This window comes from Microbacterium sorbitolivorans (assembly GCF_003327285.1).
Classification (GTDB): domain Bacteria; phylum Actinomycetota; class Actinomycetes; order Actinomycetales; family Microbacteriaceae; genus Microbacterium; species Microbacterium sorbitolivorans.
Genome location: NZ_KZ848473.1, coordinates 706990 through 728039, shown reverse-complemented (window position 1 = coordinate 728039; position 21050 = coordinate 706990). Strand labels below are relative to the sequence as shown.

Below are 21050 nucleotides of genomic sequence, written 5' to 3'. Positions count from 1 at the left end.
AATAACGTAGGCGCTCGCGAAAAGCTTGTTCTTTCGCGGGGGAGAGGGGCGTGGGCGGGGCTACGCCTCGACGAGTTCCTCGTGGATCCGGCGGAGGTCTTCGAGCAGCGCGCCGATGAGGATCCAGTGGTCGCCCGTCGGCGCCGCGATCGTGTACGGGCGCGTGAGCGCCGGGAGGGTCGTCGTCTCGGCCGGTTCCGCAGCCGTGCCGGTCTGGCGCAGCGCCAGGCGCACGTCGTGAGCGGCGCGCCGGAGCTGCTCGGCGATGCCGATGACGGCGCTCTCGCGGTAGACGTCGTCGTCGTAGCGGTCGTAGAACGCGCGCGTCATGCCGAGCACCTGCGTGACGACGGGGGAGAAGCGCGTCAACAGCGCGCGCACCTCCGTGAGCTCGCCGCGGTGGCGCCGGCTACGCGGGTTGAGCGCGAGCGAGTCGGCGGCCGCGTCGATCGCGAGCTCGGTCTGATCGCGCATGGGGCGGAGGAGACGCGCCGTGAGGAGGAGCTCCTCGCGCTGGGCGGGGGTCTGCGGGGCCTCGAGGGCGCCCGCGAGCCGATCCATCGTGGCGGCGATCTCGGCGCCGAGCGAGTCGAGCTTCGCGTGCGCGGGCGCGACCGCGATGGGCGGCACGAGCGCGAGGTTCACGCTGAAGCCGATGGCGGCGCCAAGCGCGGTCTCGAGCACGCGCATGAGCGCGTAGTCGGGGGTATCGGCGCCCAGCGCGATGACGAGCAAGGCGCTGATGCCGACCTGGTTGGTCGTCGCCGGCGTCATCTTGATCGCCCACGAGCCGATGAGCGCGATGACGATCGCGAGCAGCACGACCCACGACGAGGTGCCGAGGACGAGCGCGAGCATCGAGGCGATGATCACGCCGACGAGCACGCCGATCGAGCGCTCGATGCCCTTCGAAAGCGATTGGTTGAGGCTCGGCTGCACGACGAGCAGCGCGGCGATCGCGGCGAACACGGGCGGCGGGCCGGAGGGAATCAGGATCTCGGCCACGAGCCACGCGGCGAGGGTCGCGACGGTGGACTTCACGATGTGCAGCAGCGGCGAGCGCCGCTGGGCGCGGACCGCGGCCATAACCTTCATAAAGACAACGCTACGCGAGCGAGCGACGCTTAATGTGCTGTTCAGCTCCACGTCACCCTTGAGGGTGGCCGCGTTTACGTCGCGAGCGCAAAGTGGTCCGAAGCCAGGAAACTTCTCGTCGGGAGCACGAATGCCGTCACCTCTTGCGTGGGTTGAGTCGCCGCTGCAACTTCTCGGCGCGGCCGAGTGGGCACACGCGCACGGCACCCGCGTGGACGTGGCCGGCCGGCTGATGGCGCAGGTCGAGCAGACGTCGAACGAGGCCGCCGCGCGGGGCGCGCTCTTTGGCGAGCAAGTGGGCTTTCACGGGATCCCGTGGCGCATGCTCGCCACGCGCGAGCACTGGCTCGTCGGCGATGGTTTCTCGGGCCAGTTTCGCCTGGCCGCGACGGTCCTGCGCCCGAAGCGCATCACGTTCCTCGACGACGGGCTGAACGCGGTCGCGTTCGCCGACTCACTCACGGGCGCCCGGCCCTACGCCCGGCCGCGCGCGACCCGCGAGGGCGCCATCGCGCGCCGGGTGACGCCGCTGGCGCTCGACCTCGTGCAGCTTCGCGCGGCCCGCGGATCCGTCGATCTGTTTACAGCCTTCCCGCTCGGTGACGAGCGAGAGGCGCGGCTGCGCAGCCTCGGCGCGACGGTGTCGCGCCACGGGTTCGAATGGGTGCGCAGCACCAAGAGCGCGACGCCCCTCGGGGCGGGACGGGTGATCCTCGGCACGGCGCGCGTCGCCGACGGGCTGATCGACCGTTCCGAATACGTCGCATGGGTCAGGCGGCAGGCGCGAGGGGGCCCTGCCGTCTATCTGCCGCACCGCCGCGAGTGCGAACAGACGCTCGCCGAGGTCGCCCGGATCGGGGGAGTGACGGTCGTGCACACGGGCCTGCCGGTCGAGCTGGTGCTCGCCGCTCAGGATCGCCCGCGCGAGATCGTCACGCTGCCCTCGAGCGCGGTGGTGACGCTGCGGCGCGTGCTTGCGGGATCCGAATCGGTCGTTCGCGAATACGATCTCGCGGATCGACCGGAGCTCGCGCTGTGACGGGCGAAATCGTCGCGATCATCCCTGCGCGTGGTGGTTCGCAGGGCGTGCCGCGCAAGAACGTCGCGCGCGTCGGCGGGATCCCGTTGGTGGCGCGCGCGGTTCGCGCCGCGATCGCGAGCGGCCGGATGGATCGCGTCGTCGTCACGACCGACGACGCCGAGATCGCCGCCGCCGCGACCACCGCGGGAGCGGAGATCGTCTGGCGCCCCGCCGAGATCTCGGGACACCTCGCGAGCTCCGAGGCGGCCCTGATCCACGCCCTCGACGAGCTCGCCGGCCGCGGCGTCGACGTTCGCGTGTTGGCATTCCTCCAGGCGACGAGCCCGTTCATCCCTGCCGATGCGCTGGGCCGCGCCTGCGACCTCGTCGCGTCGGGCGAGGCCGAGAGCGCGTTCTCGGCGCGCGAATCGTACGAGTTCTTCTGGACGAAGGCAGACGGCCTCGCTCAGGCGCTCGGGCACGACGCCTCGCACCGCCCGCGCAGGCAGGACCGCGAACCCGCGTACGTCGAGACGGGCGCCTTCTACGTCATGGATGCCGCGGGCTTCCGCGAGGCCCAGCACCGCTTCTTCGGCCGCACCCGCATCGTCGAGGTGCCGGAGGCGACGGCGATCGAGATCGACACCCCCGACGAGTTGGCCGCGGCGCGCGCGCTCGCGCCGCTCTACGGATCCGCGGAGCCTATCGACGTGCTCGCCGTCGTCACCGACTTCGACGGCGTGCACACCGACGACACCGCCGGGGTCGACGAGTACGGCGAGGAGCACGTGCGCGTCAGCCGATCGGACGGCATGGGCGTGAGGCTGTTGCGGGAGGCGGGGATCCCCGTGCTGATCCTCTCGACCGAGCGCAACCCCGTCGTCACGGCGCGGGCCCGCAAGCTCGGGGTCGAGGTCATCCAGAACTCGCGCGATAAGCGCGCGGCGCTCGAGGAATGGGCGGCCGACGCCGGCATCCCGCTCGAGCGCATCGCATATGTCGGAAACGACATTAACGACGTCGAAGCACTGGGCGCGGTCGGTTGGCCCGTCGCGGTGCCGGGGTCGCATCCGCTCGCCGCAGCCGCGGCGCGCGTACAGCTCACCCGCCGCGGCGGGCACGGGGCCGTCCGTGAGCTCGCAGAACGCGTGCTCGCGGCGCGCGCCACACCACAGGAAGGAACACGCTGATGAGCGTCACCATTGGATCGCACCAGATCGGCGGCACCGCGCCCGCTTTCGTGATCGCCGAGATCGGCCTGAACCACAACGGTTCGGTCGAGATCGCCAAGCAGCTGATCGACGTCGCTGCCGCCGCCGGCGCGAACGCGGTCAAGTTCCAGAAGCGCACGCCCGAGATCGCGACGCCCGAGCACATGCGCGACGTGCCGCGCGAGACGCCCTGGGGCACCATGAGCTACCTCGACTACCGCTACCGCGTCGAGTTCGGCCGCGACGAGTACGTCGAGGTCGGCGACTACGCGACCCTTCGCGGCCTCGAGTGGTTCGCATCGCCGTGGGACGTGCCGAGCGTGGAGTTTCTCGAGGACCTCGACGTGCGCGCCCACAAGGTCGCCTCGGCGAGCCTCACCGACATCGAGCTGCTCGAGGCGCTCCGCGCGACGGGCAAGCCCGTCATCCTCTCGACCGGCATGTCGACGATGGAAGAGATCGACCGCGCCGTGGCGGTCCTCGGCACCGACAACCTCGTGCTCCTGCACGCCACGTCGACCTACCCGATGGAGCCGAACGAGGCGAACCTGCGCATGATCCCCGTGCTGCGCGACCGCTTCCCGGGCGTTCCCGTCGGCTACTCGGGCCACGAGCGCGGCCTGCAGATCTCGCTCGCCGCCGTCGCCATGGGCGCCGTCGCCGTCGAGCGCCACATCACGCTCGACCGCACGATGTGGGGATCCGACCACGCCGCCTCGCTCGAGCCGGGAGGCTTCACGACCCTCGTGCGCGACATCCGCATCATCGAGGAAGCGCGCGGCGACGGCGTGAAGAAGGTCTTCGAGGGCGAGCTCGCCCCCAAGGCCAAGCTGCGCCGCGTCGGGGCGTAACCCTGGCTCCCAGGGTCATCGCGGTCGCCGATACCGACTCGTATGTGAAGTGGGGCGCCGCGCTCGTCGCGGATCCCCGTGTCGACGGTTCGCTCGTCGTGCTCGACACCGACCTCGTCGTCAGCGACGCACAGCTGCGCGCCGCGACGGCGGGCGTCGACGTGCCGGTGCGGCGGGCGACGCTCGACGAGCTTACGGGTATCCTCGCGGGCTGCGACGCGGTTCTCGTCGCGGCCCGCGGGCCCGTCGCGCGCGTGATCGCGCGGACGGCGGCGCGGCTGTCGCCGCGGCCCGTCATCGTCACGGGGCTGCCCGGCATCTCGATCCCGGCGACGTGGCGCGCGCTGCACTACCGGCGCCTGTGCGACCTCTTCGTGCTGCACTCGCACCGCGAGGTGCGGGAGTTCGGCGAGCTCGCGCACGAGCGCGGCATCGAGCAGAGCTTCGCGCTCGCGACGCTGCCGTTCGCGCGGGGGGTCCACGAGCGCGAATCCGAGGGCACCGACCTCGTCTTCGCGGCGCAGGCGATCGTCCCGCGCGAGCGCGAGGACCGGATCCGCGTCGCGCGCCTGCTCGTCGCCGCGGCGGCGGCGGATCCGTCGCGCCGCGTCGTGCTGAAGTTGCGCGGCAAGCCGGGCGAGCACGAGACGCACCGCGAGACCGATAGCTATCCCGAGCTGCTCGGCGAGACGCCGCCGAACCTCGTCGTGTCGTACGCGCCGATGTCGGAGGCGCTCGCGAGCGCCGAGGGCCTCATGACCGTGAGCTCGACGGCCGCGATCGAGGCGGCCGCGCAGGGCGTGCCCGTGATCGCGCTCGACACCTTCGGGGTCTCGGGCGAGCTCATCAACCTCGTGTTCGAGGGTAGCGGGCTGTTCGGATCCGAGGACGACGTCATCGATCGCCGGTTCCGCCACCCCGCGCCGGGCTGGCTCGCCGAGAACTATTTCCACGAGCCCGCCGACGACACGTGGGTGTCGGCGCTCGAGGCGCTCATCGCGGATCCGCGCCCGCGCGAGGTGCCGCGGATCTCGGGCCTGCGCGAGGTATGGGAGCGGCACCTCGCCCTCGGCAGCCGCGACCGCACGTGGCAGTCGCGCGCCGTGGCCCTCGTCGGCCACCCGGCGCGCTTCCTCGTGCGCCTGGCGCGGCGCGTGAAGCACCTGTTCGGGTAGCCCTCCCCGCCGAACGCACAAGATTTCCCCGAGCGCCTACGTTATTTCGTATCCGTTCGGGGAAATCTTGTTCTTTCGGCGGGGCGGGGTGGGGTGGGGCGGGGTTAGAGCTCGACCTCGCGGGTCGTGTCCCAGGGCTCGGCCCAGCCGAGGCGCGTGAGTAGCACGTCGACGATGCCGGCGGTGAATCCCCAGAGGAACTGGGGCTCGCCGTCGGCTACCAGGTTCCAGGCCGGGCCGCGCCCGCCGCGGGCGACCCAGGTGACGCGGTTTTGCGGATCCACGAGGTCGGCGACCGGCGCGCGGAAGACCGCTTGGCTCTCGGCCTCGTCGACGACGCGGAAGGGCGACGGCGAGCGCCACCATCCGACGACGGGCGTCACGCGGTGGCGCGAGTGGGGGAGCGAGAGCTCGGCGAGCGTACCGAGAACCTCGACGCCGTCGGTGTCGATCCCCGTCTCCTCGCGGGCCTCGCGGAGCGCGGCGTCGACCGGATCCTTGTCGCCCGGATCGATGCGCCCGCCCGGGAACGCGACCTGGCCGGGGTGCGAGCGGAGCGTCGTCGCGCGCGTCAGGAGCAGCAGGTCGAGGTCGCGCGGCACGGCGGCGGCGTGGTGATCGGCGGGAACGTCGTCGAGCACGCCGAACAGGATCAGCACGGCCGCCGGCCGCGAACCAGCGCCCGCGGATCCGGACAGCACGGGCCCGGGCGGGCTCCACAGGGGAGTGTCGCCCGCCCGGGCCATGAGGTCGCGCAGCTGCGCGTATGCGGAGGAGGTCATCTCCTCGATGCTATTACCGGAACTCGACCTTCGCCTGCGCCGAGTTGAGGACCACGACGGGCGTGATCGTCGGGTGTCCGGCGGCACGGATCTTGTCGAGGTCGACGCGCAGGAGCGGCGTGCCCTCGTCGACGAGATCGCCCGTCTTCACGAGGGTCGTGAAGCCGTCGCCGCCCATGTCGACGGTGTCGAGCCCGACGTGCACGAGCACCTCGATGCCCTCATCGGTCACGACCGCGACGGCGTGGCCCGTGTCGAACACGTGTCCGACGCGGCCGGGAGCGGGCGAGACGACGGTGTCGCCGATCGGTTCGATCGCAAGTCCCGGGCCCATGATCTCGTCGGCGAAGGTCGGATCCGGCACCGCGCTGAGCGGCTTCACCTGCCCGGCGATGGGCTGGAGCAGGCGCACGACGCGCGCCTTCTGCTGCGTGATCGTCGTGACGGTCTCTGTCGCCGAGATCGCGGCGGGAACGTCGTCGCCCGGCGCCTCGATGGCGCCCGACATGATGCCCTCCATGGCTTCCTTCACGAACTGCACGTTGAGGCCGTAGACGACCTGCACCGACTTGCCGCCGGGCTTCATCGTGCCGGCGGCGCCCGCGCGTTTCAGGGCGCTGTCGTCGACCTTCGAGACGTCGGCGACTTCCATGCGCAGGCGGGTCGCACAGTTGTCGAGGCTCGTAATGTTCTCCTTGCCGCCGAGGGCGGTGAGGAAGCGGGAGGCGGTCGCGGCGTACTTGGCGTCGACTCCCGCACTGTCGTCTTCCTCGATGATCTCGTCGTCCTCGCGGCCGATCGTCTTCAGCTGCCAGCGCTTGATCACGAACGTGAAGACGAGGAAGTAGATGACGAACCAGGCGACGCCGAGCAGCAAGAGGATCCACGGGTTCTGTGCCAGCGGGTTCGACCAGCCGAGGCCGAGGTCGATCGCGCCAGCCGAGAAGCCGAAGCCCATGCGCGCGGGCAGGATCGCGGTGACCGCCAGCGAGATGCCCGTGAACACGGCATGGAGGCCGTAGAGGGCGGGCGCGAGGAACATGAACGAGAACTCGAGCGGCTCGGTGATGCCCGTAAAGAACGAGGCGAAGGCGGCCGAGAACAGGATGCCCGCGGCGACCTTCTTGCGGCCGGGCTTTGCGGTGACGTACATCGCGAGCGCCGCGCCGGGGAGGCCGAACATCATGATCGGGAAGAAGCCCGACGTGTACATGCCGGTGACGCCGAGTTCGCCGGTGCCGTCGAGGAAGTTCGGGATGTCGTTGATGCCGGCCACGTCGAACCAGAACACGGAGTTGAGCGCGTGGTGCAGGCCGGTCGGGATCAGCAGGCGGTTGAAGAGCCCATAGAGGCCGGCGCCGACGGGGCCGAGGCCCACGATCCACTCGCCGAAGGCGACGAGCGCGCCGTAGACGACGGGCCAGACGAAGAACAGGATCGCGGCCAGCACGATCGACATGCCCGCCGAGACGATCGCGACCGAGCGCTTACCCGAGAAGAACGCGAGCCAATCGGGAAGCTTGGTGTCGGCGAAGCGGCTGTAGGAGTAGGCGCCGATGAGGCCGCACAGGATTCCGACGAGCACGTTCTTGACGGCGCCGAAGGCCGGATCCACGTCCTCGACGGCGATGCCGCCGAGGATCCCGGCGACGGCGTCGGGTGCGAGAAGCGTCGTGACGACGAGCCACGAGACGAGGCCCGAGAGCGCCGCGACGCCGTCGGATTTCTTGGCCATGCCGAAGGCGATGCCGATGGCGAAGAGCAGTGCGAGGTTGTCGAGGACGGCGCCGCCGGACTTCAGGAAGAAGACGGATACGACGTTGCCGCCAGTGGCACGGTCGATCCAGTTGCCGACGCCCATGAGGATCGCCGCGACGGGGAGGACGGCCACCGGCATCATCAGTGATTTACCGAGGTTCTGCAAGAACTTCATTCGGGGTCTCCGAACAGGGAAGTGATAGGGACTTCCCAGAACCTATCCGGCCGCGACGGTTTCCGACAGACCCACGCCGATTTCGGATCCGCGCCAGGCGGTGAGGATCCGGTGGCGGAGGGCGTTTGCGCGCTCGGCGAAGGCGCGCTGGCGCGCGACGTATTCGGCCTTGCCCTCGGTGGTTTCGATGCGCACGGGCTCGACGCCGAAGTCGGAGAGGTCGTAGGGCGCGGCCTCCATGTCGAGCAGGCGGATGTCGCGCGCGAGCTCGTACGCGTCGAGCATGAGCTCGCCGGGCACGAGGGGGCCGAGCTTGATGGCCCACTTGTAGACGTCCATGCCGGCGTGCAGGCAACCGGGCTGTTCGCGGTCGGGCTGATCGTCGCGCGTCAGCTGCGTGCGGTTGAGGGGGATCGCCGCGGGCGTATAGAAACGGAAGGCGTCGAAGTGCGTGCAGCGCAGGTCGTGCGCATCGACGACCTCGTCGGTGCCCGCCTGGCCGAGGCGCAGCGGCTGGGGGTGGCGGTGCTCGCCCTGGCGATACACCATGGCCCACTCGTGCAGGCCGAAGCAGTCGAACTGGCCGGCGCGCTCGGCGGTGCGGCGCAGCATGATCTCGATGAGCCGCGAGAGGACGGGCATCTCGCGATCGAAGGCGGCGTCGTCGACGACGAGGGATCCGGCATCCGGGCCCGGCGCGTACCAGCGGAAGCCGGCGCGCGGTTCGTCTGCGGCGCCCTCGAGCACGACGCCCGCGCCGGGGTGCCAGCGCGCCATGAGCGACGGCTTGACGCTGTAGTACGTGAAGAGGAAGTCCCAGACGGGGTGCTTTTCGCCGCTCTGACGCCGCGCACGGTGCTCGGCCGTCAGGGCGTTCGCGCGAGTGGCGTGAGCTGCCTCGCGCTCACGCCACTCGTCACGAGAAAGCCGCGTCACTTGGCGAGGATCTCGCCCATGGCGCGCGAGAGGAACCACGGGTCGACCACGGCGGTCAGCTCGCGGGCCGAGTGCATCGAGAGGATCGGCGCTCCCACATCGACCGTGCGGATGCCGAGGCGCGTTGCCGAGATCGGGCCGATCGTCGAGCCGCAGGGCATGGTGTTGTTCGACACGAACTCCTGCGAGGGGACGCCCGCGCGCTCGCACGCGGCGTTCCACGCGGCGGCGCCGTGGGCGTCGGTGGCGTAGCGCTGGTTAGCGTTGATCTTGAGGATCGGGCCGCCGCCCGCGACAGGCTGGTTCACGGTGTCGTGGCGCTCGGAGTAGTTCGGATGAACCGAGTGGCCCACGTCGCTCGAGACGTGGAGGGACTGCGCGAACGAGCGCGCGCGCTCGTCGGCGCCGGCTCCGAAGGCGGCGAGGATCCGCGTGAGGACCTCCTCGTGGAACGGGCCGGCCGCGCCCGAGCGGCTCGAGGATCCGATCTCTTCGTGGTCGAAGGCCGCGAACATCGCGATGGCCGACTCGGGCTTCGCACCCTGGATGGCGATGAGGCCCGCGTGCGTGGAGAGGAGATTGTCCATGCGCCCGCTCGCGAAGAACTCGTCGTGCGCGCCGAAGACACGGGGCGCCTGGCTGTCGGCGGCGACGATGTCGAAGCCGCCGATCTCTTCGGGGTCGACTCCGGCGTCGGCCGCCAGAACGGCGAGGATGTCGGCCGACTCGGCGTCTCCGAGGCCCCAGACGGGCGCGGTCTGGCGCTGCTTGTCGAGGGAGAGCCCGTCGTTGTTGACGCCTCGGTCGAGGTGCACCGCGAGCTGCGGGATCCGCGCGATGGGGGCCGTGCGGACGAGGTGCTCGTCGCCCGCGAGCGTGACGATGCGGCCGGCGAGGATGAGCTCGCGGTCGAGCCACGAGTTCAGCAGCGGGCCGCCGTAGACCTCCCAGCCGAGCTGCCACCAGCCGCCGGTGCCGATCGTCGTCGGCTTCGGCTTGAGCTTGAAGCTCGGCGAGTCGGTGTGGGCGCCGACGATCTGGAACGGCGTCGTGGCCGTGGCCGCGGCCGGCAGGGCGAAGGCGATGACGCTGCCCTCGCGCACGACGACGTAGCGGCCGCCGGGCGCGAGATCCCACGCGTCGGCCTCGGCGAGCGCCGTGAAGCCGCCCTCGACGAGGCGGCGGCGCGCCTCGTCGGCTGCGTGGTACGAGGAGGGGGATGCCTGGACGAACGCGGCCAGGTCATCGATGTGGGCACGGGCTTCTGCAGGAATCGTCGTCACCCGTCCATTATCGCAAACGAGGTGTTGCGAGCTCGCTGTCTTACGCGGGCAGGATCAGCTCGGGCGAGTTGTTGCGCACGTTGCCGACGGCGGATCCCACGGGGTGCCACGCGAACGATTCGGCGACGCGGGGCGCGTCGGCCATCGCGGCATCGAGCATGTCGCGCGGCTCCTCGAGGTCGGTGTCGAGCCACGCGTCGGCGTGATCGGCGTCGAGGAAGACGGGCATGCGGTTGTGGATGGAGCCGAGGCCGCCCACCGCCTCCTGCGTGAGGATCGTGAAGCTCAGGATCCACTGGTTCTCGGGGCTACGCCACCACTCATAGAGCCCGGCGAAGAGCATGGGCTCGCCGCCCTCGGGGTGGATGAACAGCGGCACCTTGCCGTCGCCGTCGACCTTCCACTCGTAGTAGCCCGTCGCGGGGATCACGGCGCGGCGCTTCGCGAGCGCGGGCGCGAACATCTTCTTTTCCTCGAGCTCCTCCGCGCGGGCGTTGAACGCACGGGATCCGATCGAGAGATCCTTCGCCCAGCCAGGTACGAGGCCCCAGCGGGCGGGCTCGAGGCGCCGGGTCGGTGGCTCGGTCTTCGCGGAGTCGAGGACGATCGCGGCGAGCGCCGTCGGGGCGACGTTGAAGCTGGGCTCGGGGAGCTCATCGCTCATGAGATCTATGCCGAGCTCGCTCACGAGTTCGGATCCGACATTGGCCACCACGAAGCGTCCGCACATGCTTTGAACCTACCCGCCGTGTGGGCCCGGCGGGGGAGGGATCGCGGATCAGCGGAAATCCCGGGAGCGGTGGTCGATGCCGACGCGAAGGTCGGTGAAGGCATCGGCGACGAGGTTGATCACCCCCTCGGGGGAACGCTCGAGGATGCCGCGGGCGATGAGCGCCGGGGCATCGCGGACGACGTGGCGGTAGCGGTTCCACACCCCCACGGAGCAGACGACGTTGACGAGCCCGTGCTCGTCTTCGAGGTTGATGAACGTGATGCCCGACGCCGTCGCGGGCCGCTGGCGGTGGGTGACGAGGCCCGCGACCTCGATGCGGCGCCCCGTCTCGTGCGCGCGGAGACCCACCGAGGTGACCACGCCGCGCGCGTCGAGGGCAGAGCGGAAGTGGACGAGCGGGTGGTCGTCGACCGAGACGCCCGTCGCCCAGAGGTCGCTCGAGAGCCGCTCGTAGCTCGTCGGATCCGCGAAGAGCGGCGGCTGCACTGCGGCGACCGTGCCGTCGAGGAACTCGGGACGGTCGAGCGCCGCCGTCCCGGCGAGCCAGAGGGCCTCGCGGGTGTCGAGCCCGAGGGACGCGAAGGCCCCGGCTGTGGCGAGCGCCTCGAGGTGCTTCTCGGTGATGCCGGTGCGGCGCACGAGGTCGTGCAACGAGGCATAGGGGCCGCCCGAGTCTCGCTCGCCGACGATGAGGCGCGCGGTCTTCTCACCGATGCCCGTCACGGAGGCGAGCCCCAGGCGCACCGCGAAGTTGCCGTCGCGGCGGTGGGCGGCCGACTCGTCGGGGGCGCGGCGGTCGAACTCGGGGGCGGATCCCTCGTGGTCGCGCAGACACGCGGCCCGGCCCGTGGGTCCGCCGCGCCGCCCCGGCACGAGGGGCTCGAGAATCTCGGTCACGCCCGAGTGCGAGATGTCGGGTCGGCGCACCTCCACGCCGTGCCGCCGCGCGTCGGCGGTGAGCGTCGCGGGGGAGTAGAAGCCCATGGGTTGCGACCGGAGGAGGCCGGCGAGGAACGCCGCCGGGTAGTGCAACTTGATCCACGAGCTCGCGTACACGAGCAGCGCGAACGACAGGGAGTGGGATTCGGCGAAGCCGAAGTTCGCGAACGCCTGAATCTGCGCGTAGATGCTCGCGGCCGTCGTCTCGTCGATGCCGTTGCGCTCCATGCCCGCGAAGAGCTTCTCCTTCAGCGATTCGATGCGCGTCACCCCGCGCTTGGACCCCATGGCCCGCCGCAGCAGGTCGGCGTCTTCGCCCGTGCAGTCGCCGACTGCCATCGCCATCTGCATCAGCTGCTCCTGAAACACCGGAACGCCGAGGGTGCGCTCGAGCACCGGCTCGAGCTTCGGGTGCGCATAGGTGATGGGCTCCTGCCCCATCTTGCGGCGCACGAAGGGGTGCACGGCGCCGCCCTGGATGGGGCCGGGACGGATCAGCGCGATCTGCACCACCAGGTCGTAGAACTTGCGCGGCTGCAGGCGCGGGAGCAGCCCCATCTGCGCGCGCGACTCGACCTGGAACACCCCGATCGAATCGGCGCGGCACAGCATGTCGTACACGGCCGGCTCCTCCCGCGGGAGCTGCCGGAGATCGAACGCCTCGCCCGTCGAATCCCGGATCAGGTCGAAGCAGTGTTGCAGCGCCGCGAGCATGCCGAGCCCCAGCAGGTCGAACTTCACGAGCCCCATCCACGCCGCGTCGTCCTTATCCCACTGGATGACGGTGCGCCCCGGCATGCGGGCATGCTCGATCGGCACCACCTCGCCCACGGGACGATCGGTGAGCACCATGCCGCCCGAGTGGATCCCCAGGTGCCGGGGCGCGCCCAGCAGCTGCTGGGCGTACTCGAGCACCCGATCCGGGATCGTGTGGTCGCCGCCCGACTCGATGCTTGCGCCCCAGCGCTCCACCTGCCGCGCCCACGCGTCCTGCTGGCCCGCCGAGAACCCCAGCGCCCGCGACACATCGCGGATCGCGTTCTTCGGCCGGTACTGGATCACGTTCGCCACCTGCGCCGCGCGCTCGCGCCCATACCTCTCGAACACCCACTGGATGATCTCCTCGCGCCGATCGCTATCGAAGTCGACGTCGATGTCGGGCTCCTCGTCGCGCATTGCCGACAGAAACCGCTCGAACGGCAGCCGATAGAAGATCGGATCCACCGCCGTGATACCCAGCAGGTAACAGACCGCGCTATTCGCCGCCGACCCGCGCCCCTGGCACAGGATCCCGCGCCGGCGCGCCTCGGCGACGATGTCGCGCACGATGAGGAAGTAGCCGGGGAAGTCTTTCTTCTCGATCACGTCGAGCTCGTGCGCGATGCGCCGCCTATCTGCCTCGGGGAGCCGTGGATAGCGCACGGGAACCTCCTTCCACACCAACTCCCGCAGGTACGACATGGGGGTGTGCCCCTCGGGAACCTCCTGCTTCGGCAGGGCCGGTTTCGCGGTGCGCAACGGAAACGCCAGTTCACCCGCGAGCCGGGCCGACGCCTCGACCGCCCCCGGATAGCGGGCGAAGAGCCGCGCCATTTCGTCGCCCGAACGCAGGTGCGCGCCACCCGTCGCCGGAAGCCAACCGTCGAGCGCATCCATGCTGCGCGTCGCCCGGATCGCCGCAACCGCCTGCGCGAGCGGCACCTGCTTCGGCGTCGCATAGTGCACGTTGCCCGTCGCCACCACGGGCAGCCCCCACTTTTCCGCGAGAGACACCAGCGCGTCGCACCGGCGATCGTCGAGCGGATCACCGTGTCGCGTCAGCTCCACGTGCACGCTCTCGCGCCCGAACAGGTCGACAAGCGAGCCCATGGCACGCTCCAGCCCGCTCTCATCGGCCTCGCCGCGCACCACCTTTTCGAGGGCCCGCCCCACCGAACTCTTCCGGCACCCCGTCAACACCGCCCACGACCCCGCCGACTCGCGCGAGAGCTCGTCGAGGTCGTACACCGGACGCCCCTTTTCCGCGCCCCGCAGCTGGGCACGCGTGATCGCCCGCGACAGACGGTGATAGCCGCGCTCGCCGCGGGCGAGGACGAGCAGGTGCTCGCCCGCCGGATCCGGGATGCCCTTCTGCGGCGCGGGGAGGTCGAGCGAGAGCTCGGAGCCGAAGACCGTCGCGACCGAGGTCTGCTCGGCGGCCTCCGCGAAGCGCACGATGCCATAGAAGCCATCGTGATCTGTGAGTGCCAGCGCCTCGAGGCCGAGTCGCTCGGCCTCCTCCACGAGAGACTCGGGCGAGCTCGCCCCGTCGAGAAACGAGAACGACGAGTGCGCGTGCAGCTCTGCGTATGGTGTCTGGTTCGTGGCACGCGAGACGGGCGGCGCCTCGTACGCCCCGCGCTTGCGGCTCCACGCGGGGCTATCCCCGCCATCAGCCGCTGAGGGCTGCGAGGTTGGTCGCCTGCCGCTCAGCACACGCTCCAGCTCGTTCCACTTCACAGGTGGGTTACGAAAGCCCATCAGGCATACCTCCCCTCGAGAAGCCATGCGTCGCCCTCGAGTACCGCGAGCCACGCGGATCCGCGATCATCGACCAGCTGGAACCGGTGCGCCCGCCGTTCCCGTGCCGGATCCCAGGTGCGCTCGACGACCGGCCATGGGCCGGCCCACGAGACCACGGCGCGGCCGTCGATCGACGCGGGAGGCGTCGAGAGGAAGCCGCGTTCGTCGACCGATACCTCGGCGCTGCCCTCGCCCGAAACGGCGACGGGCCGCGGCTCGCGGAACACCTCCGATGGCAGCGGATCGGGCAGCGAGCCCGGCCACGGCAGCTCCCTCGGCAGCGAAGCCGATACCGCCTCGCCCCAGGGCGCCAGCTCCTCGCGCTCGGCCAGCCAGCGACCGCCGGACGGCACCGGCGTCAGCACCCCGCGGTGCCCGAGACCCGCCTGCACGCGCGTCATCGCGTGATGGGATCTCTCGTCGGGGCCCTGGCCGAGGAGCGCGGGCTGGTGGGCCGCGCCCTCGTCGACCGCCTCCGGCTCGATCTCGACGCGGCTCACGCCGCCCGTGAACGGCTCGGAACCCGGCGATGGCTGTAGCTGCCACCTCACGCGGTCGACGACGCTCGACGCATCGAAACACGATGGGTGCTGCCAGACGCGCTCGCTACGCTCGCCGCGATCGGTCTCGATGACGACGCGCAGCGACGTGCAGACGAGCCCCTGCTCGTTGAGGCCGGTCAGGAAGGAATCGGCCGTGAGACGCACCGCGAAGGCCACCTGGTCAGCGAGCTCGAGGGGCGGCTCGAGGTCGAGGGCGCGCCGCAGTTCGGGCGGTGGCACCCGCGGTACGACGGGGCGGGAATCGGCGCCCGCGGCGAGCGCGCGAAGGCGCACGCCGTGCGAACTCAGCCGGTCGCGCACCAGGTTCTCCGGTAACGCGGCGAACTCGCCGAGCCGGCGCACCCCGAGCCGGGCGAGAAAGACCGCGAGCTCGGGATCGCCGAGCGACGCGACGGGGAGCGGCGCGAGGAACTCCGCGGCCATCCCCGCGGGGATCACCAGCGGATCCGCGCCCGCCGCGCGCGCCGCCCGCTCGGCAGTGAACAGACCGTCGGCGACGCCCGCGCGGGCGCCCGCGAGGCCGATCTCGGCGAGGGCGTCGAGCAGCGCGCGCGCCGCGGGGGCCTCGCCGCCGAAAAAGCGCGCGGGGCCACGGGCGCGCACCGCGACGAGGCCGGGCTGGAGGGGCTCGGCGCCCGGCACGATCTGCTCGACGCGGCTCAGGACGGCGTGGAAGGCGCGCGCGTCGCGCCCCGGATCGGCGGGGAGAAGGCCGAGCTCGGGGCAGGCCGCCTGCGCGTCGCGCCGTCGCTGCCCGCGGGAGACGCCCGCGGCCCTGGCCGAGGCCGAGCAGACGAGTATGCGGCCGTCGTGGACGATGGCGAGCGGAGCCTCGGGCGCGACCTGATCGCGCTCCGAGACCTCGCGGGCCTGCGTGCGCAGGTACGCCTCGATGGGCCAATCGGGCACCCACAGCACGATGGCGCGTTCGGGATCGGTCATGCGGCCACCGCCCTCAGGTGGGCTCGGCGGGCGGGCGCGATCTCCGAGACGGCTCCGGTCGGGCCGGGGAGGAGCACGCGCACGTGGCGGGCCGAGGGGAGCCCCCGCCCCGCCGCCGCGATCGTCACGGCGCGCGAGGCGATGAGCCCGTGCCCCGCGCCGATGCCGCGCCACTCGGGTTCGCCGAGCGAGAGCGAGAGCTCTGCGCCCGGCCACGCGCCCATGACGAGCAGGGTGCTGGCTCGGTCGCGCAGGCGGGCCGAGAGGCGGGCCGTCTCGGCGGCGGTCGCGGCGCGCGGCGGGCGCACCGCGACGAGCGGGAAGACCTCGGCCGCCGACGACACCGCCGAGAGCCAGCGCTCGCCCGGATCCGGGATCAGCGCGACGCGGTCGGCCGCGACGCCGTGCGACGTGGCGGCCTGCATCGAGAGGTCGGGCATGCCGACGAACGCACACCAGGATCCGGCGTGCGAGGCCTCGCCCGCGAGCGCCAGCAACAGGCTGGGGGAGTCGGGCAGGGCATAGGCCGCGCCGGGGCGTAGCCCGCCCGTCGGGAAGAGCCGCGCCAGAGGACCAGGAACCGGCACGCGCTCGGGCTCGGCCGTGCGGCGCTGCATCTGCCCGATCTGGGCGCGCAGGCGCGTGATCTGCGCCACCTGATCCGCGCTTTCGACCTGTGCCAGTGCCATGCTCACGCCTCCATTATAGAAATAATGTTCGATATAAAACAGCCTGCGTCGAACACTATTTCGAACCACTGACAAACGAAGCGCGCGGTTCAGAAAAGGGGCGTACTCTCCTCGAGGCGCACCATCACTCGCGCCCGGAAAGGCACGACCCATGACCGAACGCGAGAACACGCGCAGCCCCTGGCCGGCACTCTGGGCCCTGATCATCGGGTTCTTCATGATCCTCGTCGACACGACGATCGTGTCGGTCGCGAACCCCGCCATCAAGGCCGCACTCGACCCCGCCACGAGCAACCTCGACAACGTCGTGTGGGTCACGAGCGCCTACCTGCTCACCTACGCTGTTCCGCTGCTCGTCACCGGACGCCTCGGCGACCGCTTCGGGCCGAAGAACATCTACCTCATCGGGCTCGCGATCTTCACGCTCTCGTCGCTATGGTGCGGCCTGTCGACGACGCTCGGCGGCCTCATCGCGGCCCGGGCGGTGCAGGGCCTGGGGGCTGCGTTCATGACGCCGCAGACCATGGCCGTCATCACCCGCACCTTCCTGCCCACGAACCGCGGCGCAGCCATGGGCATGTGGGGCGCGACAGCGGGCGTAGCGACGCTCGTCGGGCCGCTCGCGGGCGGACTGCTCGTCGACGGCCTCGGCTGGGAGTGGATCTTCTTCATCAACATCCCCGTCGGCATCATCGGCTTCATCGCCGCTTGGATCCTCGTCCCGAAGCTCGAGACACACCCGCACCGCTTCGACATCCTCGGCGTCGTGCTGAGCGCCATCGCGGTGTTCCTCATCGTCTTCGGACTGCAGGAGGGCGAGAAGTACGACTGGTCGCTGCCGATCTGGGGCACGATCGCGGCGGGCCTCGTCGTTCTCGTGGTCTTCGTCGTGCAGCAGGCGAAGACCCGCAGCGAGCCGCTCGTGCCGCTGACGCTCTTCCGCGACCGCAACTTCTCGGGAGCGAACATCGCGATCGCCGCCGTCGGGTTCACCGTGACGGCGCAGGCGCTACCGCTGATGTTCTTCCTGCAGTCGGCGCGCGGGCTCACCCCGACGAAGGCCGCGCTGCTGATGATCCCCATGGCCGTCATCTCGGGCGCCCTCGCCCCCGCGGCCGGCAAGATCCTCGACCGCGTGGATCCGCGCGTGATCCTCCTACCCGGCCTCCTGTGCGTCGCCGCCGGCATGTTCTGGTACGCCGCGATCATCGACATGGACACGCCGATCTGGGTCTTCCTGCTGCCGTCGGCGCTGCTCGGTATCGGTAACGCCGGCATGTGGGGTCCGCTGTCGACGACCGCGACCCGCAAGCTCCCGCCGCGCATGGCCGGCGCGGGCGCGGGCATCTACAACACGACCCGCACCATCGGATCCGTCATCGGATCCGCCGCCGTCGCCGCCCTCATGCAGTCGCGCCTCGAGGCGAACCTGCCCGGCGCGGGCGAGGCGCCCGCGGGGCAGACCGGCGGGTCCATGCCCCCGCCCATCGCGGAGGCATTCTCGACCGCGATGGCGCAGACCATGATCCTGCCGGCCTGTGTGATCCTCATCGCCCTCGCCGCGGCGCTGTTCCTGCGGCGCGAGAAGGTGGACATCGCGTAGCCCTGGCCCCGTGTTGCGGAGATGGCCCCGAACTGCGGAGACTCACCCTGGGTGAGTCCGCAGTTCGGGGTCACTTCCGTAGGTGGGGCACGCGGGGGGACTGCACTTGCGTGCGCCCAACCCCTGGGCCCTGGCCCCGTACTTCGGAGATGGCCCCGTAGTGCGGAGGCCTGCCCCTACTGAGTCCGCAGTTTGGGGCCATTTCCGTAGTTGCGGCACGCGGAGGCCGCGCTTGCGTGGGCTCAGCCCGAGGGCCCTGGCCCCGTATTGCGGAGATGGTCCGGTACTGCGGAGAAATACCCCTGTTGAGTCCGCAGTTCGGGGTCACTTCCGCAGTTGCGGTACGCGGGGGCTAGAGGTCCTCTGGGATCAGCGACCAGATCACCAGATCATTGCGGCCTGCATCGGTGAATCCTGCGTTGCGTGCGGTTCCTTCGCGGAGGAAGCCAGCCTTCTCCGCGACGCGGAGAGACGCAGCATTTTTCGGCGCAATGCGCAGTTCGATCCGCTCGAAACCGAGCTCGCGGATCAGCGACTCGGCGATCGCTCGCAACGCACGCGGCAGGATCCCGCGACCGCGTGCGTGTGGTGCGGTCCAGTAACTCAACTCGCAGGTGCGAGCGCGCCAATCGACACGTTTCGCATCTATGTTTGCGACCATATCACCGTGCTCGCGTACGGCGAGCACGAGACCTGTTCCTGCAGTCCGCATTGCAGGCGCGATGGCGGCGCACCATTCTCGCGCGAGCTCAGGCGTGTACGGATCCGGCAAGGGAAGCCACAGTCGCGTTGTCGCGTCGGTACATGCAGCGACAAGGACTTCTTCGTCGCCCTGTCGCACCTCGCTCGCGACAAGTTCCTGGTCAATAGTGACAATAAGCGAGGGAAACGACGGCACCACACCAGCCTTCCATAGTCGGGCGTAGAGGCGACGTGGGCCGGTGAAAACACCGGTACTTCGGAGATGGCCCCGTAGTACGGAGGGTTTCCCCTACTGGGTCCGCAGTTCGGGGCCATCCCCGCACTTACGGCTACGAGAGGATCCCCACCGCGCGCAGCCGCGAGGCAAGACCCGCGCCGTCGTTGGCGGTCACCCACGGCACGCCGGCCGCGGCAGAGTGGTTGTCGACCGAGGTGCGGCCACCGGCGAGCACGGCCTCGGTGGTCGTCAGGCGACGGATCGCGACGCCCGCGACTGACTCGGGGTGTTCGACGGTGAACTGCGTGTAGATCTCGTCGTCGTGCTGGCCGTCATCGCCGACGAGCAGCCAGGTGATGTTCGGGAACTCCTCGGCGATGCGCCGAAGGTTGGTCTCCTTGTGAAGGCGTCCGCTACGGAACCAGCGGTCGTGCGTGGGGCCCCAGTCGGTGAGCAGCATGGCGCCGCGGGGAAAGAGGTGCCGGTGCAGGAAGCGGTTGAGTGTCGGCGCGACGTTCCAGGCGCCCGTCGACAGGTAGATCATGGGCGCGCCGGGGTGCTCGGTCATGAGGCGCTCGAGCAGCACCGCCATGCCGGGTACCGGCTGCCGCGCGTGCTCGTTGAGCACGAACGAGTTCCACGCCGCGAGCAGCGGGCGGGGGAGCGCCGTCACCATGACGGTGTCGTCGACATCGCTGATCACGCCGAAACGGGCGGCCGGATCCACGATGTAGACATGCGCGGTCGCGGGCTCGCCGTTCTCGACCGACATCGTCAGCGTCTGCCAGCCGGGCTCGAGGGTCGCGGGCACGCGGATGTCGATGACGCCTCCGCGATCGGCGGCGACCTCGTGGGTCTCGCCGCCGACGGTGATCTTCACGGTCGCATAGCCGACGGCGATGCCGGCGAAGGAGCGCCAGCCGCGGGCGCCGTCGTTGCGGCGCCGGCGACCGCCGGGCGGCAGGATCATCACGCGGCCGAGCACGCGCACCCAGCCGTCGCCGCCGTATCCGGGGAACGGCACGACCTCGGGCGTGCGGCCATGCTTGCGCGCGCGGCGCTCACGCCACGAGTGGAACCTACGCTCTACGCGTGCGACCCACAGGATCTTGTGCGGGTTTCGGGCGGGCTGTGCCGGTCGAGAAGCCATCGGAATCAGTCTTTCATGTGCCGGTGCTCAAACCAGCCCAAAAGCTTCTTTCCCGCGAAGATCAGCAGCATCCCGGCGGCGATGATGCCGATGAAGGCAAACCCCGCCCAGTGCGCACTGCCCGAGAGCTCGCGGTATGTCTCGGCGGCTCCCGCGGCGATCGTGATGTAGATGGCCGACCACAGGGCGCACGCCGGCAGGGTCCAGGCGACGAACTTGCGGTACGCGTACCCCGACATCCCCACCGTGAGCGGCACGATCGAGTGCAGCACCGGCAGGAAGCGGGAGAAGAAGATCGCGATGCCGCCGCGGCGCTGCAGGTACTTCTCGGCGCGCTCCCAATTGCGCTCGCCGATCCAGCCGCCGACGCGCGATCTCCGCAGCCACGGACCGGCCCAGCGGCCGACCATGTAGCCGATCGTCTCGCCGGCAAACGCGCCCGCGACGATGCACGCGCCGAGAACGAGCCCCTCGAGGAACGTCGTCACGCTCGTCGCCGTCACGAGAACGATGGTGTCGCCCGGAACGATGAGCCCGACGAGAACGCTCGTCTCGAGCATCATCGCCACCGACGCGATGAGCGTGCGAAGTACCGGAGACACTCCCTCGACAAAGTCGAGAATCGTAGTCAGGACATCGTTAATCACGAGAGGAGTTTAGTGC

The 21050-nt window shown here is 70.5% G+C and carries 17 protein-coding genes; 5 read left to right on the top strand and 12 right to left on the bottom strand.

Features of this window, described 5'->3' with window-relative positions:
- Positions 1-60: 60 nt before the first annotated feature.
- On the bottom strand, positions 61-1095 hold the full coding sequence (locus tag DTO57_RS03675) for an FUSC family protein (RefSeq protein ID WP_114116836.1): 1035 nt from the start codon (positions 1093-1095) through the stop codon (positions 61-63).
- Positions 1096-1225: 130 nt separating this feature from the next.
- Between DTO57_RS03675 and DTO57_RS03670 the strand changes: the two genes are divergently transcribed.
- Genes DTO57_RS03670 through DTO57_RS03655 form a run of 4 tightly spaced genes read left to right on the top strand, consistent with a single transcriptional unit; the run spans position 1226 to position 5353 of the window.
- Entirely contained in the window at positions 1226-2134 is a 909-nt protein-coding gene (locus DTO57_RS03670) for a hypothetical protein (protein WP_114116835.1), read from the top strand.
- Complete coding sequence (locus tag DTO57_RS03665) at positions 2131-3306, top strand: acylneuraminate cytidylyltransferase (RefSeq protein WP_229730317.1); 1176 nt, start codon at positions 2131-2133, stop codon at positions 3304-3306. Before DTO57_RS03670 ends, DTO57_RS03665 begins: the two co-directional genes overlap by 4 nt.
- Complete coding sequence (locus DTO57_RS03660) at positions 3306-4178, top strand: N-acetylneuraminate synthase family protein (protein WP_114116834.1); 873 nt, start codon at positions 3306-3308, stop codon at positions 4176-4178. The genes DTO57_RS03665 and DTO57_RS03660 overlap by 1 nt, the downstream gene beginning before the upstream one ends.
- A gap of 2 nt (positions 4179-4180) precedes the next feature.
- On the top strand, positions 4181-5353 hold the full coding sequence (locus tag DTO57_RS03655; RefSeq protein WP_342352692.1) for a DUF6716 putative glycosyltransferase: 1173 nt from the start codon (positions 4181-4183) through the stop codon (positions 5351-5353).
- A 104-nt stretch (positions 5354-5457) separates the two neighbouring features.
- On the opposite strand, the gene DTO57_RS03650 is transcribed toward DTO57_RS03655, so the two are convergent.
- From DTO57_RS03650 to DTO57_RS03615, 8 genes are read right to left on the bottom strand one after another with little or no spacing between them, the layout of a single operon-like run.
- Positions 5458-6135, bottom strand: coding sequence for an NUDIX hydrolase (locus DTO57_RS03650; RefSeq protein WP_114116832.1), 678 nt, complete (start codon positions 6133-6135; stop codon positions 5458-5460).
- A 13-nt stretch (positions 6136-6148) separates the two neighbouring features.
- A complete protein-coding gene (gene nagE, locus DTO57_RS03645; protein ID WP_114116831.1) occupies positions 6149-8068 on the bottom strand; it encodes an N-acetylglucosamine-specific PTS transporter subunit IIBC in 1920 nt (639 codons plus the stop codon).
- A 42-nt stretch (positions 8069-8110) separates the two neighbouring features.
- A complete protein-coding gene (locus DTO57_RS03640) occupies positions 8111-9004 on the bottom strand; it encodes a 3-methyladenine DNA glycosylase (protein WP_114116830.1) in 894 nt (297 codons plus the stop codon).
- Positions 9001-10278: a M18 family aminopeptidase gene (locus DTO57_RS03635; protein ID WP_114117273.1), complete on the bottom strand. Its 1278-nt coding sequence runs from the start codon at positions 10276-10278 to the stop codon at positions 9001-9003. Before DTO57_RS03635 ends, DTO57_RS03640 begins: the two co-directional genes overlap by 4 nt.
- A 49-nt stretch (positions 10279-10327) precedes the next feature.
- A complete protein-coding gene (locus DTO57_RS03630; protein ID WP_114116829.1) occupies positions 10328-11017 on the bottom strand; it encodes an SOS response-associated peptidase in 690 nt (229 codons plus the stop codon).
- Positions 11018-11065: 48 nt separating this feature from the next.
- A complete protein-coding gene (locus DTO57_RS03625; protein WP_114116828.1) occupies positions 11066-14479 on the bottom strand; it encodes an error-prone DNA polymerase in 3414 nt (1137 codons plus the stop codon).
- Positions 14479-16026, bottom strand: a complete 1548-nt coding sequence (locus DTO57_RS03620; RefSeq protein WP_114116827.1) for a DNA polymerase Y family protein — start codon at positions 16024-16026, stop codon at positions 14479-14481. Before DTO57_RS03620 ends, DTO57_RS03625 begins: the two co-directional genes overlap by 1 nt.
- Complete coding sequence (locus DTO57_RS03615; protein ID WP_114116826.1) at positions 16023-16715, bottom strand: hypothetical protein; 693 nt, start codon at positions 16713-16715, stop codon at positions 16023-16025. Before DTO57_RS03615 ends, DTO57_RS03620 begins: the two co-directional genes overlap by 4 nt.
- A 151-nt stretch (positions 16716-16866) precedes the next feature.
- On the opposite strand from DTO57_RS03615, the gene DTO57_RS03610 reads away from it, so the two are divergent.
- Positions 16867-18318: an MFS transporter gene (locus DTO57_RS03610; protein WP_114116825.1), complete on the top strand. Its 1452-nt coding sequence runs from the start codon at positions 16867-16869 to the stop codon at positions 18316-18318.
- A 352-nt stretch (positions 18319-18670) separates the two neighbouring features.
- On the opposite strand, the gene DTO57_RS03605 is transcribed toward DTO57_RS03610, so the two are convergent.
- The 3 genes from DTO57_RS03605 to DTO57_RS03595 form a co-directional block, all read right to left on the bottom strand.
- The gene (locus DTO57_RS03605; RefSeq protein ID WP_162785643.1) at positions 18671-19216 is read right to left on the bottom strand and encodes a GNAT family N-acetyltransferase; all 546 of its coding nucleotides are present in this window, start codon (positions 19214-19216) and stop codon (positions 18671-18673) included.
- Positions 19217-19349: 133 nt separating this feature from the next.
- The gene (locus tag DTO57_RS03600; RefSeq protein ID WP_114116823.1) at positions 19350-20387 is read right to left on the bottom strand and encodes an App1 family protein phosphatidate phosphatase; all 1038 of its coding nucleotides are present in this window, start codon (positions 20385-20387) and stop codon (positions 19350-19352) included.
- A gap of 5 nt (positions 20388-20392) precedes the next feature.
- Positions 20393-21031 carry a DedA family protein gene (locus DTO57_RS03595; RefSeq protein WP_114117272.1) on the bottom strand — a complete coding sequence of 213 codons (639 nt, stop codon included), beginning with the start codon at positions 21029-21031 and terminating at the stop codon, positions 20393-20395.
- Between the last annotated feature and the right edge of the window lie 19 nt (positions 21032-21050).